The organism is Chitinophaga cymbidii, from assembly GCF_007992715.1.
Taxonomy (GTDB): domain Bacteria; phylum Bacteroidota; class Bacteroidia; order Chitinophagales; family Chitinophagaceae; genus Chitinophaga; species Chitinophaga cymbidii.
In genome coordinates this window covers 1225484-1243617 of sequence record NZ_BKAU01000001.1, presented here as the reverse complement: position 1 = coordinate 1243617, position 18134 = coordinate 1225484, and the positions used below count along the sequence as shown (strand labels likewise).

The following is an 18134-nucleotide window of genomic DNA, read 5'->3' as shown; positions in this document are numbered from 1 at the left end:
GTAAACATGAAAAATATCTTATTGTGCCTGCTGCTCTTCACCAGCTGCCGGGCTGCTGTTACACCGGCGCCGGAAGAAAAACTGAAGGTAACGCAGGAAATAATGGCCATGGAGCATCCCGGCAGATCGGGCCTTGCCAATTTCTTTACAAAGATGAATGCCGGCGGCAATGTGAAGATCGCTTACTTCGGCGGCAGCATCACCGAAGCGGGAAACGGATGGCGCGACCAGTCATTCAACTGGCTGCAGTCGAAATATCCCGCCGTGACCCTTTCACAGGTCAACGCCGGCATCGGCGGTACGGGATCGGACCTGGGTGTTTTCCGTTTGCAGAAAGATGTGCTGTCGAAAAACCCGGACCTCGTGTTCGTGGAGTTCGCCGTCAACGATAACGCGCTTCCCGCGCAGGTCATTCACAAAACAATGGAGGGCATCGTCCGCCAGATATGGACGGCGGACGAGCAGACGGACATCTGCTTTGTATACACGGTAACGGAAGGTACAGCACCCACCCTCGTAAACGGCCAGCTCACCGGCGCGATGCAGGCGATGGAAGATGTTGCCGCGCATTACGGCATCCCTTCCGTGCAGATGTGCGATAGCGTCATCCAGCTGTACAAAGCGGGATCATTGATCTTTAAAGGAGTGCCCGCCGATCATCCGGACAAGATCGTTTTCTCGAAGGACGGTACGCATCCTTACCCGGAAACCGGTCACCGGCTGTACGCCGCAACGCTGGCGCAGGCGCTGGATTCATTCGCGCAGATCACCACGCTGCCCACCAGCCGGCTGGTGGCGGCGCTGGATGCCGATAACTGGGAGGACGCCAAAATGATACCGGCCAATGAACTGACTTACAACGGTACCTGGACGGCCATTACCACCGGCGACACCATCATTCCCGGGCATCTGCTGAACAAATTTCCGAACCTGATGCGGGGCGACAGTACGCAGGCGCCGGCAGCTACCATTCAATACCAGGGCTCGCTGGCGGGGCTTTATGATGTTGTGGGGCCCGGATGCGGGCAGCTGGAAATTTATGTGGACGGTACGCTGCTCGCCAAGAAAAAAAGGTTTGACAAATACAGCACCTACTACCGCCCGCAGTACTTTTATTATAAAGACATCGCGCAGGGAAGCCATACAATTGAATTCCGGGTGTCGTCCGAACCGTTTGACAAGATGGCGATCCTGGCGCAGGGGAATAATGAGGTGGGCGATACCAGCAGGTATGGAACGTATTCCTGTTACATCGGGTACTTGCTGCTGCGGGGGCAGGTACAGGAATAATAGCTAAGGTAAAAAGGCAGCTGATGGTAAAAAGGCTGCCTTTTTTATCCGGAAAATGACTGCTGACATAAGGCTGTCAAATGATCGTTTTAGCTTTGGGGAAAAGAAACAAGATGACAACCACACCCAAAACGATCGCTCCGAAGAGCAGGAAAAAATGGAGAGAATGGCTGGAGAAAAACCACCATCGTAAACTGACCATATGGGTGGCCTGCTCGAAAAAGAATGCGGCCAAGCCCGCGCTGGCTTATACGGATGCAGTGGAGGAAGCGCTTTGTTTTGGCTGGATTGATGCGCAAACGCTGTCGCTGGACGAAGACCGGTTCCTGCAATCTTTTACGAAGCGGAAACCCCAAAGCATCTGGAGTAAGAGCAACAAAGAGCGGGTGGCAAAGCTCATCAGCGAAGGGCAGATGACCCCCGCGGGGCTTGAAAGCATTGAGATAGCGAAGAACAACGGCTACTGGTCTATTATGGACGAAGTGGACGCGCTCGTTATTCCCGAAGACCTGCAAAAGGAGTTCCGCCGCCGGCCCGCTGCAAAAGCCTGGTTCTCCGGCCTGAGCCGTTCTGAAAAGAAGCTCATCCTGCAATCATTGGTACTGGCGAAGCGGCCGGAAACAAGGCTAAAGCGGATCAGCGGGATCGGCCCGGCAGAAGAATGAATCGGTTCAATGGGATCGGTCGTCCGGCGGAAGAATAAACCGGATCAGCGGAATGGGCCCGGCTAAAGAATGAATCGATTCCGAGGGTGTGATGCTTTCTTCCGCCATCAGGGCCAATCGTTGAACGCTTTCATTACTGCTTTATCCTGCCGGCCTGCATTTCCCCGTTTTGCAGCTTGGTTAGGCCAGTGACGTTGTTTTGCTTGTCCATATTGAAGATGATCGCAGCATCCAGGTCACGGGCAAAGAATTTATTCTTTTCATACGGAACAAGTTCTTTTTTATCGTTGCCCACCTGTCCGTACAACTTCCCGTTTTCCAGCTTTACTTCAAAAACAGGCCCGGGATTGAACTGGTATTTCCCGGCATAGCGTAACAGCAGCCTTTCCGGTACAGGAACATTTTCCAAAGCAGTGACCTTTTCGCCGGTGGAGGCACCTTTTACCGGAAATCCGGTACTGTTCAACACAAAGCCTTTCCTGTTCTCTTCAAAGATCAGGCTGTTCAGGCTGTTTTCGATGTAGAAGCTGTTCTTTCCAAAAGGTATGAGCCGTTCCTTCAGCGCGCCCGCGCTATAATACATCAGCCGGCCATCCTGATAGCAGATGATCTTTTTTGCACCGTCATCCAGCGTGTAAACGCCCTGAAAAGATTTGAGTTCAGCTGGCGGCATGGGCATCTCATGGTAGTTATAGGGCTTGTGCATCAGGATGGCCAGTACCCTGGATGTGAGCATATCAGCGTCAGGCGCGTTCTCATAGTTGGCGAGGACCGCTACGAACAGCTTTTCCGCTGGCTGGTACGCCACGGCGGTGACAAAGCCGTTGATGATGCCCACATGTTTGATAACCGGACTGCCCTGCACATTGCCGGTGGCCCATCCATAGCCATAACCGGTCAGCCGTCCGTTTTTCAACCGGTAGGAACTCTGCGCTTTTTCAAGATTGGCCTTGCTGATCACTTGTCCATCCGATAACGCCCGGTACCATTTGAACAGATCGTCCACCCCGGATGCGAGGGAGCCCGCCGCATACGGCAGCGTCATGCTCAGGAAATCCGCATTCGCATATCCGCCGTTCACCGGCTTGTACCCGGAGGCTCTGCGCGGGATCAACATGGAAGCATTATCGTAGTAGGCACTATTCATGCCCAGCGGCTGAAAAAAGGTTTCGTTGATATAGGCCGCATAGGATTTACCGGTGACCTGTTCAATGATATACCCCAGCAGCACATATCCCGAATTGCTGTAGCTGAAGCGGGCGCCGGGTTCAAAATCCAGCGGCTCGTTCCTGAAAATGTCCACCAGCTCTTTGGGAGAAAGGTCCCGGCGTTTTACTTCGGAAAACCGGGGGAGGCCGGTGTAGTTTTTTACGCCTGAAGTATGCGTCAGGAGGCTTTCGATGGTGATCTTTTTGTCCGGGTGCGGGAAATCCGGAATGAACCGCCTGATATCGTCCTGTAATGACAGCTTGCCTTCTTCGGCCAGCCGCAGGATGGCGCAGGCCGTGAACTGCTTGGTGACGGACCCCAGCCTGAATACGTGATCCGGTTGCATGTCAACATCCAGTTCCAGGTTGGCTTTGCCGAATGCTTTCCGGTAAAGCACCTGGGTGTCTTTTGCTATGAGCACCACAGCGCCGGGGCCGCCTGTTTTGAAACTGGCCGTTAACAGTGAATCGAAAGACCTCGCATCCTGGCAAATACCGGTAACCGGATTGAACAGCGAACAGACAAGGCACAGGAATGCCATTAATGAATATTTCATCTTAATAAATATTGATATTTGGATACTTTATTGTTTGTTTCGGGGCTGTCTTAATATCAGCCAGGACAGCAGCAGCCCCAGGCCCATGAACAGGAATGCGGAGGATGTGATGGTAACGGCCTTTTCCACAGGCAGCCAGGGGCCAAGCAGCGCGCCTGCCGCTACGCCGGCTGCAATTGCAATGCTCACGATCCCCAACGTCAATATAACCGGTAAATAGTTCGCTGATCCTTTAAAAAAATCAGGAGGCAGTCCCTTTTCTATGATCGCCATTCTTTCCTTGTGCCGGGTGGTAAAATAGTAATAGCTGATGCCGAATACCACCAGGGACAGGGAAACGAATAAAGCCGCCGATGTTGGTTGCATGGTGTTTTCTATTTAATTACCCATATGACTGTAATAAATGGCAGGTGGTCACATGGTGACCGGTTTTTATAAAAAGCAGTCTAACGTAAAAATGTTAGTTTAGTAAGGAACATGTTATTCAAGCGCGATCATAGCCAGGAAGACCATTTTCTGCAACGGGCCGTTCAGGGGGATGAAGAGGGCTTTGAATACCTCGTTCATGCCTACCGGGACCTTGCCTATACGGTTGCGCTGAAAATTGTCATGAACCGGGAAGACGCCGAGGAGGTAGTGCAGGATGCGTTCATGAAAGCATTCTGCGCGCTGGGGGAGTTCCGGCAGGCGTCGAAGTTCTCTACCTGGCTTTACCGCATTGTATATAATACGGCCATCACCAGGATGAACGCGCGGAAGCCCGGCCTTCCGGCGCCGGAGGAAGTGCAGCACTGGCAGCAGTCCGGTGCGCTGGAACAGGCTGACCGCAAGCGGTACATCGATCTGGCGCTTTACCGGCTGACGGAAGATGAGCGCGTGGTGATCACGCTGTTTTACCTGGGAGAGAAGAGCGTTGCCGAAATTTCCGAAATACTGGACCTGAAAAAATCCGCCGTTAAAATGAGATTACTGAGAGGAAGAAAGAATCTGAAAGAAGAACTGGAACGATTGCTAACTGACGAAACCCATGATCTGTTATGAAGATAGATAAAAGAACATCCGACCGCCTGTCCGCCATGATGAAAGAAAGAGGGCTGGACGCCGCGCCGGAAGGCTTGTCTGACCGGCTGGTGAACATCGCTGTCCGCAGCTACAAAAGCAACTACAGCATGCGGTACAAAAAGGAAGAGCGGATCGGGAAAGGCATCCTGTTCGTGCTGGTATTGCTTAACCTGTGGATGCTTTACATTTTGCTGCCGGGGGCCATTCACCCGGCGCTGCCCGCTGGCGTGGCCGCGTTGGCCGTTGGGCTGGGGGTTATGATACGGTTGAATAAATGGAGATATGCGGGATAAACGATTTGTTGCGGTACACCGGGGCGGGCCGCTTACGAAAGATCAGCACCGGCTGCTGATCCGGTGGGCACGGGCGTGCTCGGAACATCTGTTGTCGGTTCTCGATATCGGGCCGATGGATGACCGCTTGCTGCATGCATTGCAGGTAGCGAAGGAATGGGAACAGGGGAATGCCACCGTAGGTGCGGCAATGAAGGCTTCGCTCGGCGCCCATGCCGCTGCGAGGGAAGCCGCAGATCCGGTTGTAACCGCTGCAGCGCGTTCCATTGGTCATGCCGTGGCTACCGCTCATATGGCGGACCATTCAATGGGAGCGCCGCTATATGCATTAAAGGCGTTGAAGATGGCCGGAAGGCCGCTGGACGAGGAAAGAGCGTGGCAATATGAGCAATTGCAGCAGTTACCGGCGGATATTGCGGAACTGGTCAGCGGTACGATGAAACAGAAGGAGAAAAGCTTCAAAATCTAACCGGATCCATGAACTATCAAACATTTCCACCGCATCCTGACCTGGAAGCATTGATAAAATGCTACTGGACGCTCGAAGTTCCCGTACAGCCTGCCGCCAGCAGGCAGCGGATACTTCCCGACGGCTGCATCGAAATGATTTTCATCCTCGGCGATGACGTAAAAAGATATACATCCAAAGAAGCATACATTCTTCAGCCCCGCGCCATGGTGCTCGGACAGATCAGCGAACCGTTCTTCGTTGAGCCCACCGGCGTTGTTCATTCATTTGCCATTCGCTTTTATCCATACGGCTTTGCAAATTTCACATCAACCCCCATTAAAGCGCTGGCAAATAAAGAAACGCCGCTCGGGCTGCTATTGGGAGAAAAAATTGCGGACGACCTGGAACACGGGATCGTGCATGCAGAGAACACGGCGGAAAGAATAGCCATCATGGACAATTTCTTTTTACACAAGCTGAAGGAAACCATGATAGTTGACAATATCCTGAAATCAACGGTTGACATGATGCTCTCCGCCAAAGGAAACATCACCACCAGCCTGCTGTTACAGGGAGCATTGTCGAAAAGGCGGCAGCTGGAAAGAAAGTTTTTCAAACAGGTAGGAATGAGCCCGAAGCAATTGGGTAAGGTCATCCGGCTGCAGGCCGCTTTAAAGATGCTGCTGAACAGAAAATCCGAAAACCTGACATCCATTGCTTATGAAAGCGAGTATTACGATCAGGCACATTTTATAAAGGATTTTAAGGAGTTCACCGGTGTTAGCCCTAAGGAATTTTATAAAGATGATGAATTGGCGCTGTCCTCCCTTATTTATGGAAAAGATTGAGGTGTCGCATTTTTACAATTTGTCCTTTTGATGGAGGCATAATTTTGCGTCAAAGGAAAATAGAAATTTATGCAACAACTGATCTCGATTTTTGAAATTCCGGCCATTGACTTCTCCAGGGCCAAAGCGTTCTACCAGGCCATATTGGACATTCACATTGAGGACGTGGACATGGACGGTGTGCAGATGGGATTATTTGCAGGCGATGGTCAATCGGTTTCCGGCGCTGTGATCAAAGGAGCCGCATACAAACCCTCGGCCGATGGCGTTATCGTTTACCTGAACGGCGGCAGCGATTTGCAGGTAGTGCTGGACAAAGTCGCCGCCAACGACGGTAAGGTAGTTATTCCGAAAACGGCGATTGGGCCGGATATGGGCTTTTACGCCATGTTCCTTGACACCGAAGGGAATAAACTGGGGGTGCATTCTCCGGGTTGATGCAGATGGCGGGTTAATACACTACAAAGTTCACCTTGCCCACTCCCGTATTACCACTCTTTTCGTGATACGCATACACCGTGAACTGATACTCCCCTTTGGCATCGATCGCGGTGACGGCCTCGAAAAGATTGGCATCTATCAGCGACATGGTAACCTCCTTCAGGAATTTGCCGTCTTTTTTCACGATAGCTTTTACTTCGATCTCATCCCCGTTCCAGGTGCCGCCTTTGTTGATCAGGCAGCCGCACATCATCACGATGTTGGCCTGAATCTTTAAGGGTTTGTCTTTTACGGATGCCAGGGTGATGAACTGATGGGTCCGCGGGCTGAGAACATCAACGATAAAACCGGGAATTTCCAGGATGATGCCATCACCCAGCATGTGCTTGCCGGGTATCAGCCATAATTCGGTAACGGCCTGTACCTGCGACTGGCGGTGATTGTATGGCGCGATAACCTCTATCCGCACAAACACCGGTTCTTCAATATCGATCACCGCCTCGAACCCGGCGGTCTGATCGTCCGCCAGCTGCGTATAGCGGTCACGGGGCGTATGCATGATGGTTTTTGTATTACCGGGCGTGCCGGCCGTTAATCCTTCCGCCAATACGCGCTGATTGGTTTTATCCCTGATAATCACGTAGGCGCCTCCAAGCGAGGACCCGATGAATTTGGCGTCCTTTGCTTTTGCCCTGACGATCACTTTTGTTTCGATAGCCTGCGCTGCGTGGCCTGCCATCATTACCAGTAGAAAAATCAATATCCTGCTCATTTTCCGGATTTTAAACGGTCTGTAAAAAGCATCGCAACTGGCATAAAACGCCGGTTGCGATGCAAATTTATCATTTAATATTTTCCTGCTATAAAAACAACTTGTTCAATTCCTCATCCACCTTTGCTTTGGACGTGGTATGCAGGATGATCTTGCCTTCTTTGTCCAGCAAAACGTAGGTGGGAAGGCTCGGCACCATGTACAGCTCCGCCACGCGGGCAGGCATATTCTTTACCGGGAATTCGTCTGCTACCTGCGGCCAGGGCATTTGCTCTGCTTTCAGGGCTTTGAACCAGTCGGCCCATCTCGAGTCATTGGTCAGCGCTACGATCTCAAAACCTTTGTCGTGATACTTCGCATACACCTCTTTCCAATGCGGGATCGCTTGCCTGCATGGTGCGCACCAGCTGGCCCAGAAATCGATCAGCACGTATTTTCCCCTTGTGGAGGAAAGTGTGAATTTCGAGCTGTCAGGCGTCAGCAGCGTAAAATCAGGAGCCACTTTACCGGGCATCAGCGCTTCCAGTTTGCCAATGGATTCTTTTAACCGGAGGATATAGCCCGAAGAATCAGCAGGCGCTTTGAACGCACTCACACGTTTTTCCAGTTCCGCCAGGGGCATCGATTGATTGAACTGGTAGTAATTTTCCAGGAGCAAGGCCCCGGCAGACATCGCTGGCTGTACGTTTACCAGGCTGTCGATCCACGCGAGCGTCCAATCGTTCAAGCCCTTCTGGATCACTTCCGCTTCGGCCCGTACGGAATCCTTTTGATCTTCCCCGGTGGCGGACTGGTAGGCGATGTTGACCGCCTTCAGCTGTTGCATGAACCTTTTTTTGTCGGGATGATTTTCATGGGCATGCATGATATCCTGGTTGGCAGATCCCGACACGGTGAACTTTTCGATGATGGCACCAATATCTCCGCCATAAGCGGAGTAATCGTAGTGCGTTGCGCCGGTGGTGTCTGCTTCCACCGTGATCTCTCCCGGCTCCACGAACAGGCGGAGCGACCAGTTGCCGGGCTCAATGCGGAGGATCAACTGCTCCGCCCGCCTGATCTCGCCCTGCATGGTAAATTGACCGGCTTCGACGGCCACACTGTCTACTGTATGGCTGGTGCGGTCGGACATATCCATCCGCACGAGCTTTGCGCTTCCTTTGGGAATGCCTTCCAGCTTGCCGTTCAATACAAATGCATGATTGTCCTTACGGGATGCGCAGCTGCAAAGCAGCAGCAGGCATGCGGCGAAGTATACGCTGTTTCTTATCATTGGTTTTCAGTTTGTTTTAAATGTGTTTATGGCATGACTTCCGCTAGTTTGGCGTCCAGCGCCGCATCATCTTCACTTCCTCCGTTATATCTTCCTACGATCACTCCATTACGGTCAATGAGAATTTTCGTGGGCAGCGTTCTGATGCCATAAGCTTCGCTCAGGTCATCCGGGTTAGATTCGTTCCGCATTCTCTTTTCCATATCCAGGCCGCGCAGCACGTGCTTCCACATACCAATTCCATCATCCGCCACCGCTTTACGCCAGGCATCATGCTTGCGGTCGTCATCCGATACGCCGATGATCTCAAATCCTTTTGATTTGTAATGCGCATACAGTTCTTTCAGATGGGGATTGCCTTTGCGGCATGGCAGGCACCAGCTGGCCCAGAAATCCAGCAATACATACTTGCCTTTGTAGTCGGACAACCGCAGCAGCTTCCCGTCGATATCAGTTTTGGCAATAGCAGGAGCAACTACACCGGGCACGCCTTTCTTTTTCCTTTCCAGCTCTTCTGCAATCGCTTTGCCGAAGGAGCTTTGCTGCACCTTTAAAGGAAAACGCGCAAATATTTTGTTCAGGGAATCGGCGGACAGCTCACCGGCTTTTACGCGGAGGAAGTATGCCGCCATGTACGATGTGGGATGCGCTTTCAAAAATGAGTTCTGCACTTCATCGATCTCGGCGTTGTAGGGTTTTAGTACCCAGTTCTTCAGCTCCTGGAACGCAAAATTGCTTCTCTTGTTGACGGCGCTCAATGTGTCCATCACCACTTGCCAGCGCGCCCGGATCTTTTGCATTTGATCATTGACCGAAGCATATTCTGCATGCGAACGCGAGCCGGTCACCATGACGTTTTTAAAATCATCCTGGCCGATCGTAACTTTCATGGCGGCAGGTTCCAGGACGATGGTAGCCATGTTGGCCTGGTCCATCCTGGCATTCAGCGCGGTGCTCAGCATGGAAATGGTGGGCTCTTTGATATCTCCGGAAAACCTGAAGGAGCCATTGCGGACAAGGCTGCTGTCTGACTTACGCGCACCTTTGCTATCTGTGTAGCTCAGGTAAATTTTGTTGATATTCCGGGCGGTCATCTTTCCATCCAGCACAAATTGTGCATGACAGACAACCACATTGCCAAGTATAAAAAATAAAAGCAGGGCTTTTTTCATTGTCGTATTTTTTATTGTTTATTCTGTGTCATTTTGGGATTCTCCACCATCACATCCAGCGATATCCGCATTACCACCTTGGGATCATCCGGGTTGATGGTCAGTGCGGGCGAGTTGAAGGAATCGTAATTTCTCACCATCGGCAATCCGTTCCGGAAGTAGTCATAACCGATGTGGCCTTCAAACGCCAGTTCCAGCCTGCGTTCGTTGAGGATGGCGGTGAACAGGGGCTGTCCGGACAGACCGCTTAATCCCGTGAGGCCGGCGCGGGTATGAATGGCGTTCAGGTCTGTAAGCGCATCATCGTTCCTTCCTTGTTTCACCCTTGCTTCCGCCCTGTTCAGATACATTTCCGCGAGGCGGAGATGGTTGAACGGCGCATTGCTGTAATAAACGCCGGTGTTCAGGTATTTATAATAATACTTTGTGGTGCTCAATGTATCGGTTGTGTTGTTCTTGTATTTGTCAACCATGTAGAAGTTCCGGCGCAGATCGTTTACGGTCAGCAGGTCCAGCAGCGCGGGCGAGGGTTTGGCCTGGCCGGTAGAATAGCTGGGATGCCCTGCATACACGCCGGCCGGCTGATTGAGCAGCATCGGGAGGGTCATGATGTTGGCGTCGTGGTTGAGCGCCCAGATGGTTTCGGTATTGGCTTGATTGCTGTTCTGGTAATAGTCCGTATAGGCGGCATCCTGCAACAGGGTATACCCGCCGTTTAGTATCACCGAATCCGCGTATTGCTCTGAAAGCCGGGCGTAGTCCGTAGCGGGCGTATTAAAGGTGCCGCTCATGTACAGGTACACACGGGACAGCAAAGCGAAGGAAGCATATTTGCCGGCGAAGCTGTTCACTTTCTTTTGAGAGAAAAGCGGAATAGAGGCGTTCAGGTCCGTGATGATCTGGTCGTACGTTTCTTTGACGGTGGCCCTGGCGGGAGGATTGGCGGTGCTGGTGATCGGCTCGAGGATCAGCGGGATGCCCAGGTTGGTTTCCGGGGATTGGTAATAGGGCCTGCCATATACCCGGACGAGGTTGAAGTTGATAAAGGCCCGCAGGAACAGGTTCTCGGCTTTCGCCTGAAGGATCACGGGGTCTGTTTCTTCTTCCTTTACATTTCTGAGCACCATGTTAACACCCAGCAATGCCTGGTAAGAGGTTTGCCAGAACTGATGCGTCAACCCGAAATCCTTTGATTCGGTATTGGTGAAGTTGAAGGCGTCAATATTCTGGGCGTCTACGAGGTTGCTGGTGGAGGTCTGGTCGATGAACTTCACATTGTTGCCGCGGAATTCACTGATGTTGAACCAGTGTGTTTCTACGGCATACAGCCCGGCATAGTTGCCGATCGTAGCCTTGGTAAAGCCTTCGGGCGAAGCAAACTGCTGGCTCTCGAAGTTCACATTATGCGGCGCGAGGCCGTCCAGTTTCTTACCGCAACCTGTTGCCAGCAGCAACAGCCCGGCAGCATAAATGCCGGTGCGAACGGAATATTTTATATCGAAAAAGGTCATGATTCAATGTTTTAATTAGAAGCTTACGTTAAGACCAAAAATGAGCCTCCTGGGCATGGCGCTGTAGATGCCGGTTCCTGCATAAGCATTGGAAACGGCGCCGACGGTGGCGCCTTCCGGGTCGGAGGCATACAGCTCTTTGCTTTTCAGTACGAACACATTGTCTGCGCTGACATATGCGCTCAGACCCGAGAGTTTCAGTTTTTGCAACAGATCACGGTTGAAGTCGTAAGAAAGACGGATGTTCCGCAAACGCAGGTAGCTCGCATCCTGGTAGATCAATGAAGAGTTGATGTTGGTGCCGCCACGCTGGCTGAATGCAATATCATACCAGTTGGGAAAGTTGGCGTTGGTATCGCCGGGGCCTTCCCAGAAGCGCTGGTTTTCCGTTGGCGCCGCTGCGTTGAAGCCGTTCTGCCAGGTGCTGGGGCTCATGAAGTTGCGCAGCGCATTGTTCATGATGATGTTGCCGTAGGAATAGTTGAACAGCATGCTTAAAGTAAAGCCGCCGTATATGAAGGTGCTCGTAAAGCCTCCGAAGAATTTGGGCGTTGCGGAGCCTATCACCTGGTAGCTGAGCAGGCTGCCCGCTTTTGCCAGCGGAATACTGTCTACGATATCCACGCTTTTGTCGCCGTTGATACGTTCGAAAAGCGGCCGGCCGTTATCCGGGTTAACCCCTACGTAGCGGATCGCGCGCAGGGTATTGATATCCTCTCCGAGGTGACGGTAGTAGGCCCTGGAGAAGCCATCTATCAGGGAATCCCCGAATATTTTGGTAAGGCGGTTCTGGTTGAAGCTGATGTTGGCATCCAGGACCCACTTGAATTTGCCGGCCTGAACGGCTACAGCGGAGGCCGTCAGTTCGATGCCCCTGTTGGTCAGCTCGCCTACATTGCGTATCTGAGTAGGGAAACCGGTATAGGTGGGCAGCGGCACACTTTGCAACAGCCCCGCGCTTCTTCTGTAGTAGTAATCGGCTGTAATGTTCACCCGGTCCCATAATCCAAGATCAAGGCCGAGGTTGGTGGTATAGGTGGTTTCCCAGGTGATCTGGTCGTTGGCCAGGCGCTGGATCGTTGCGCCGAAAGTGGACTGGTCGTTATAACGAACCGCATCCGCATAGGTCGTAAAGTTCAGGAAATCCGCGCCGGCTTCTCTTCCGGAGGTGCCGTACGTAGCCCTGATCTTCATGTTCGATACCGGTTTGATCTGCTGCATAAACGGTTCATTGCTCATCAGCCAGGCGCCGCTTACAGAGTAGAACGTGCCGTACCGGTTCTCTTTACCGAAGTTCGTGGATGCATCCCGGCGCACAGAGGCGGATGCCAGGTATTTGCCTTTGTAATTCTCGTTGATCTCTCCGAACAGGGAGAAAGATGATTTTTCCAGCGGCGCTGATGAGCCGGGAATGGGAAGAATGCCGCGCTGCTTGTTCAGCCAGTTCCCGTAGTTCTGGAACGCGCCGAGGTTCCGCTCTCCGGGATATGCTGTTCCATAGGCGTCAACGGACATGAACGTCGTCTGGGTTTCGCCATATTCCTGGCCCACCAGCGCGCTGAGTGCATGATCGCCGAAACGCTTGCTGGCCGTCAGCATGTTGGAGGTCAGGAAGTAGGTGCTTCTCGTATCGGAAATATTGATCGATCCGTCTATCCGCACCCTCGCATTGGCCGGGCCATCATAGCGGCCCCTGTAGGTGCGGGGATCGCGGTAGCTGTTCACGTTGATATTGGTGTACTGCAACGTATTGGTGCTTTGCGCGGTTAACCAGGGAAGGATCTCGTATTTCAGCCTGCCGGTGAGCAGATAGCTTTGCCGCTGGTTGATGGAGGTGTTGTACTCATGTGAATACAAAGGGTTATCATACCATTGCGTGACCCTTTCCCCGGAAGGATTGTAAATGTAGTTGGGAACAGAGTCCGCCAGTGCGCCATTGGCGGTATAGGGCGTTACCCAGGGCTGGAACAGGTAGATCTGGTTTTCAGAGGTGGTAGCGGTATACTTGTCCCACAGCACATTGGTGTTGAGCGAGAAAGTCAGCTTCCGGGAAATGCGCTGGTCGATGTTCAGGCGTAACGCTTTCCTGCTGAGGTTATCGCTCAGCTCGGTGCCGTCCTGGTTCACCCAGTTCACGGCCGCATACACCTTCGTACGGTCGGTGCCCCCGGAAAGCGACAGGTTGATATCGCTCTGGCTGCCATTGGGATAGAAGGCACGGTCCGTCCAGCTGAAATTCTTTTGCAGGTCGGCATCCGTAAACAGGCGCGTTGCATTGAAATAATTTTCAAAGCTGCCGAAGCGGGTCTGCAAAGAGGGCGTGCCGGCGTAGAGTGACTGCATGCTGCGCGTGATGTGTTCGGACAATTGTCCGGTATTCATAAAGTTCACCAGCCTGTTGCTGTATACGCCGCCGTGACTTAGGTTCAGGTTGACCTTTACCGGTGCATTGGAGCCCTGGCGGGTGGTGACCACGATCACGCCCTGCGCCGCTCTTGAACCGTAGATCGCCGCGGAGGCCGCGTCCTTCAGTACGGTGAGGCTCTCGATGTCGTTGGGGTTTACAATGTCCTGCAGGTTGGCCGCCGTGGTGATCACGCCGTCCACCACGATCAGCGGGCCGAAATTGCTGTTGGACTGATCAGGCATGGACGCCTGTCCCCTTAATACGATCTGCCCCCTCGTGGCAACACTCCCTCCATTCTCCACGATATACATCCCGGTGGCTTTACCTTTGAGCATCGCGAGCGGATTGGCGCCCGAAACACCACTGCGGAGATCATCGCCACTGAAGCGCTGCACGGAGCCGGTCAGTTCGCTTACCTTCCTTTGCGTGTAACCGGTGGAGATCACTATTTCCCCGATGTTCTGAACGGCAGCATGCAGCGTGAGCACCAGCGGTCTTTGGGAAGTGGTGGCAGACACCCGGTATTCAATTCTCTCATAACCTATGAAAGATACCTGGATAACATCACCCGCATCGGCTTGCAGGATAAACCGCCCGCTTTCGTCGGTAACGGCGGACACTTTCTTGCCGCGGATGGTCAGCGTTGCACCCGCCAGCGGCTTACCGGCAGTATCCACTACACGGCCGGTCACCGGAATGAATGCGCTGATGGTTGACCTTTCAGCACGGCGTTCCGGGGAGGTCCCCGGGGGTACCGGCATTTTTCTTTCAGACAGGAAAATCGTTTTGTCTTCTATAACATATTCGATGGACCGGTCTTTTAACAGCATGTCCAGAAATTGCGTCAACGGCATGTCCGTTACGGATAAAGAAACCGTTTTGTTCCGGGAAAACGAGGCTTCCTTTGTAAATACAACGTAACCTGTTTGTTTTTCAATCATTGAAAAAACTTTCCTGAACGTCAGGTCTTTACCGGTGATCGTGACGTTTTGGGCAAAGCCCGTAGCCTGAGCGGAAATAAAAGCGCAAGTCAGTAACAGCGCGGTTAGTCTCATAACCCTCCAGATTTTGGTTCGGAATCCTTTGATGTTTTTTAAGGGCTCGCAGCATCCGTCAAAGCGGATTTGGTTGATGCCCCTGCTCTTTGATACCAGGCCGGAAAAAACGACCCGGAAGCGCATAGGGAGCCAATAGCATTTTTTTTGCATAATTTGCAACTGATTTGGTTGTAAATGAATAATGGTTGTCTGACCGTTTGAAATCTGACCGAATCATCCGACCGTCATGGGGCCTAACCATGACGGTTTTCTGATATCAGCCAGGTGTATTGGTTGGTTTATGTTTATTACGTTGCATGCGTGTCAGGGGAACAATTTCAGCGTTCTGCCTTCCAGCTGGCAGTGAATGCCCAATCTGTCCAGCCCCTTCAATAAGCCATTCAGCGTTACGCCCCGCGTCATTTTTCCCGTTAGTTTCAGTTGCTGGATATCACCTTCATATACTACCTCAATATCATACCAGCGTTCCAGCTGACGCATTACTTCTCCAAGGGTCGCTCCTTCAAAATCGAACAGCCCGTTTTTCCAGGCCACGACTTTTTCCACGGAAACATCGCTGCTTACAGTGATCTCCGGATGTCCTCCGGAACCCACCTGCACTTTTGCCTGCTGTCCCGGTCTGAGTATCACGGTTTCCCTGTCCGAAGGCCGGGAACCGGCCGGGATGGATGCTATCCGCACGCTTCCTTCGAGCAGGGTGGTACTGATACTTTCCTCGTTATCATAAGCATTGACGTTAAAGTGCGTACCCAGCACGCGGATGCTTGTTTTGTTGTTCACATTTACCATAAATGGAACGTTGCTTTTAACCACTTCCAGGTACACTTCTCCCGTTATCTTTACCATTCTTTCATTTCCATGGAAAGCGGTAGGATAGGTGATAGTGCTGGCGGCATTCAGCCAGGCCCTTGTACCGTCCGGCAGCCGCACATCGAACTGACGGCCTTTGGGCGTTGTGATGGTATTGTAGGTGATCCCGCCGGAAGCCGGTCCAGCCGGATTATAGGCCAGCCCGCCATCCTCAAGCACTACCTGCGTGCCGTTCTGATTGGAAACGACGCCTTCGCGCAAGCTGTCCAGCACCACCTGGCTGCCATCCGACAAGGTCAATATCGCGCCGGTTTTTCCCGGAAGCACCTCCGCGGGTGTGGCCGATACGGCAACGTTGCCTGGCTCCGGCCGCTGATAATAAGATGCGATAAAGTAAACGGAGGAAACAACAGCTGCCAGAACAGCCGCGGCCATCCACCAGCGGCGGCCGGTCATTACAGGGCGTTCAGGGGCATGGGAAAACTGGTGGTCGCTATCCAGGATTTTATGAAGTATCCGCTCCCGCAACGCCTTTTTATTGTCAGGATGGTATTCGGAAAGGCTTTCACTGAGTGACTCCGGGGAGGCAATTTCCTCCATCAGGCTGGCATTATCGGGTGAGCGCGCTTTCCAGTCTTCCAACCGGCGCTGCTCGTCTTCCTGTAAGGTTCCCTGCAGATATTTATATAACAAACCAGGTATGTCCTTATCTTCCATTTATGAGATTTTTATGAACGATGCGCTCCTTCATCTATTACGACTGAACAAATAAAACCTACCAGAAAAAGAACGATCTTTTTTTTATTCACTTACGTTGAAATACTTACTTATAAAGTATTTCGAAAATATCATTAAAGGCAACAGGGAAAAAGAGGGGGAACAGGATAAAGGATTGGCCCAGGGCTATTTTTATGAGCTTTATGGCGTTCGATTTCTGATTACTCACGGTCTGAACGTTCAGGTTCAGCCGTTGCGCAATTTCCGCGGGTTTGAGCCCTTCTTTATAGGAGAGCAGAAAAATTTCTTTCATTTTCCGCGGCATCTTTTCTACTTCCGCATAAACGAGCCGCAAGAATTCTTCCCGGACTTCCAGCCAGGAAAAATCGGGCGCTGACGTTAGCAGCAGATGCTGTAACAGGTCAGCATGCCTGGCGGATTTCACCTTGTTATGCTTCAATATGTCCAGGCAGGCATTGCGGGCAGTGACTTTAAGGAAAGCTGTGATTTTCGCCGGGCTTTCCATCTGCCCGCGCCGTTGCATCAGCTTTATGAACGTTTCGGAAACAACGTCCTCCGCTTCCTGCCTGTTAGGAAGCCATCGTTTCGCGTATTGGTAAATGAGGAAATAATACCGGTCATATATTTCGGTAAAAGCCCCGATATCACCCGCCTGAAACCGCTGAACAAGGTCATATTCTTCGTATGGGTGGTTGGCTGACAATAATTAATAAAAATTTGATACCTCCTTCACAATACTATATAATTTTCACTTTCTCTCCACCATTTTACATATAATTCTGCTGTTGCAGGGAAAGTGTGTTCTGTATATTTATTATAATTAATTGATAATCAATATAAATATATGACAAACACCTTTTCCTTATAACCGCCGGCCGCCGAAAACGACCCTTGCGAAACATCAATCTTTTTTTATTACTTTAGTTCAGTACATGAGGGCGTATAGCACTTTCACCGATAATGAACTGTATCGTCTGTTAGTTCAGGACGACGAAGCGGCATTTACCATTTTATACCATCGGTATTGGAAGCGTATGCTATATAAGGCAGCTTTGAAGTTACCATCCAATGCTGATGCGGAAGAGGTTGTCCAGGACGCCTTTACAGACATCTGGAAAAGCAGGCGCAGCATACAGATACAAAACAGTTTTCATACCTATATGGCCGCTGTCATACGTTACAAGGTGATGGCAAAGATGGCTTCCAATAAACGGGGAATGGCTGAAGCTGTGCATGCGTTGCATGTGGAAGACAACGCCACCGAGCAATGGCTCAGCTTTAATGCGCTGCGGAATGAAATTGAAAGATCCGTGAAAGCCCTGCCGGAGAAGTGCCAGCTGGTATTCCGGATGAGCCGGGAAAGAGGTATGAGCGATAAAGAAATAGCGCGGGACCTGAATATTTCCCCGAAAACGGTGGAGGCCCATATCTCCAGGGCACTTAAATTCCTGCGTGTTTATATCAATAAATCCCTTTCCATTCTTGCATTTGCCACTGCGCTTATAATAAAAGCGTAAAATTTTTCTGTTTCAATGTAGGGTAGTCCCCGTTTCTTATACACTATATAAGAAACGATTT

The 18134-nt window shown here is 51.6% G+C and carries 17 protein-coding genes; 8 read left to right on the top strand and 9 right to left on the bottom strand.

The window, feature by feature from the left end:
- Window positions 1-6 precede the first annotated feature (6 nt).
- Window positions 7-1290: an SGNH/GDSL hydrolase family protein gene (locus tag CCY01nite_RS04860; RefSeq protein ID WP_186830910.1), complete on the top strand. Its 1284-nt coding sequence runs from the start codon at window positions 7-9 to the stop codon at window positions 1288-1290.
- 113 nt (window positions 1291-1403) lie between these two features.
- Window positions 1404-1955: a YdeI/OmpD-associated family protein gene (locus CCY01nite_RS04855; protein ID WP_146858332.1), complete on the top strand. Its 552-nt coding sequence runs from the start codon at window positions 1404-1406 to the stop codon at window positions 1953-1955.
- 133 nt (window positions 1956-2088) lie between these two features.
- Here the strand turns inward: CCY01nite_RS04855 and CCY01nite_RS04850 are convergent, their stop codons facing one another.
- Together CCY01nite_RS04850 and CCY01nite_RS04845 are read right to left on the bottom strand one after the other, a co-directional pair.
- Complete coding sequence (locus CCY01nite_RS04850; RefSeq protein ID WP_146858330.1) at window positions 2089-3720, bottom strand: serine hydrolase; 1632 nt, start codon at window positions 3718-3720, stop codon at window positions 2089-2091.
- Window positions 3721-3747: 27 nt separating this feature from the next.
- Entirely contained in the window at window positions 3748-4086 is a 339-nt protein-coding gene (locus CCY01nite_RS04845) for a DUF6249 domain-containing protein (RefSeq protein ID WP_146858327.1), read from the bottom strand.
- A gap of 111 nt (window positions 4087-4197) precedes the next feature.
- Between CCY01nite_RS04845 and CCY01nite_RS04840 the strand changes: the two genes are divergently transcribed.
- The 5 genes from CCY01nite_RS04840 (at window position 4198) to CCY01nite_RS04820 (ending at window position 6812) form a co-directional block, all read left to right on the top strand.
- Window positions 4198-4761: an RNA polymerase sigma factor gene (locus CCY01nite_RS04840; RefSeq protein WP_146858325.1), complete on the top strand. Its 564-nt coding sequence runs from the start codon at window positions 4198-4200 to the stop codon at window positions 4759-4761.
- A complete protein-coding gene (locus CCY01nite_RS04835; RefSeq protein WP_146858323.1) occupies window positions 4758-5075 on the top strand; it encodes a DUF1129 domain-containing protein in 318 nt (105 codons plus the stop codon). Before CCY01nite_RS04840 ends, CCY01nite_RS04835 begins: the two co-directional genes overlap by 4 nt.
- Window positions 5065-5544 (top strand): putative immunity protein, encoded by a 480-nt coding sequence (locus CCY01nite_RS04830; protein ID WP_146858321.1) that lies wholly within the window; start codon window positions 5065-5067, stop codon window positions 5542-5544. The genes CCY01nite_RS04835 and CCY01nite_RS04830 overlap by 11 nt, the downstream gene beginning before the upstream one ends.
- Before the next feature lie 8 nt (window positions 5545-5552).
- Window positions 5553-6374 carry an AraC family transcriptional regulator gene (locus CCY01nite_RS04825; protein ID WP_146858319.1) on the top strand — a complete coding sequence of 274 codons (822 nt, stop codon included), beginning with the start codon at window positions 5553-5555 and terminating at the stop codon, window positions 6372-6374.
- Window positions 6375-6443: 69 nt separating this feature from the next.
- Window positions 6444-6812: a VOC family protein gene (locus CCY01nite_RS04820; RefSeq protein WP_146858317.1), complete on the top strand. Its 369-nt coding sequence runs from the start codon at window positions 6444-6446 to the stop codon at window positions 6810-6812.
- A gap of 13 nt (window positions 6813-6825) precedes the next feature.
- On the opposite strand, the gene CCY01nite_RS04815 is transcribed toward CCY01nite_RS04820, so the two are convergent.
- The 7 genes from CCY01nite_RS04815 to CCY01nite_RS04785 form a co-directional block, all read right to left on the bottom strand.
- Window positions 6826-7587 carry a hypothetical protein gene (locus CCY01nite_RS04815; RefSeq protein WP_146858315.1) on the bottom strand — a complete coding sequence of 254 codons (762 nt, stop codon included), beginning with the start codon at window positions 7585-7587 and terminating at the stop codon, window positions 6826-6828.
- An 88-nt stretch (window positions 7588-7675) separates the two neighbouring features.
- The gene (locus CCY01nite_RS04810; RefSeq protein ID WP_146858313.1) at window positions 7676-8860 is read right to left on the bottom strand and encodes a TlpA disulfide reductase family protein; all 1185 of its coding nucleotides are present in this window, start codon (window positions 8858-8860) and stop codon (window positions 7676-7678) included.
- Window positions 8861-8886: 26 nt separating this feature from the next.
- On the bottom strand, window positions 8887-10032 hold the full coding sequence (locus tag CCY01nite_RS04805) for a TlpA disulfide reductase family protein (protein ID WP_146858311.1): 1146 nt from the start codon (window positions 10030-10032) through the stop codon (window positions 8887-8889).
- An 11-nt stretch (window positions 10033-10043) separates the two neighbouring features.
- Window positions 10044-11543, bottom strand: coding sequence for a RagB/SusD family nutrient uptake outer membrane protein (locus CCY01nite_RS04800; protein ID WP_146858309.1), 1500 nt, complete (start codon window positions 11541-11543; stop codon window positions 10044-10046).
- 15 nt (window positions 11544-11558) lie between these two features.
- Window positions 11559-15005 (bottom strand): SusC/RagA family TonB-linked outer membrane protein, encoded by a 3447-nt coding sequence (locus CCY01nite_RS04795; RefSeq protein WP_186830909.1) that lies wholly within the window; start codon window positions 15003-15005, stop codon window positions 11559-11561.
- A gap of 306 nt (window positions 15006-15311) precedes the next feature.
- Window positions 15312-16535: a FecR family protein gene (locus CCY01nite_RS04790; RefSeq protein WP_146858305.1), complete on the bottom strand. Its 1224-nt coding sequence runs from the start codon at window positions 16533-16535 to the stop codon at window positions 15312-15314.
- A gap of 106 nt (window positions 16536-16641) precedes the next feature.
- A complete protein-coding gene (locus CCY01nite_RS04785; RefSeq protein ID WP_146858303.1) occupies window positions 16642-17259 on the bottom strand; it encodes an RNA polymerase sigma factor in 618 nt (205 codons plus the stop codon).
- Between the two features lie 229 nt (window positions 17260-17488).
- Between CCY01nite_RS04785 and CCY01nite_RS04780 the strand changes: the two genes are divergently transcribed.
- Window positions 17489-18073 (top strand): RNA polymerase sigma-70 factor, encoded by a 585-nt coding sequence (locus CCY01nite_RS04780; protein WP_146858301.1) that lies wholly within the window; start codon window positions 17489-17491, stop codon window positions 18071-18073.
- Window positions 18074-18134 lie beyond the last annotated feature (61 nt).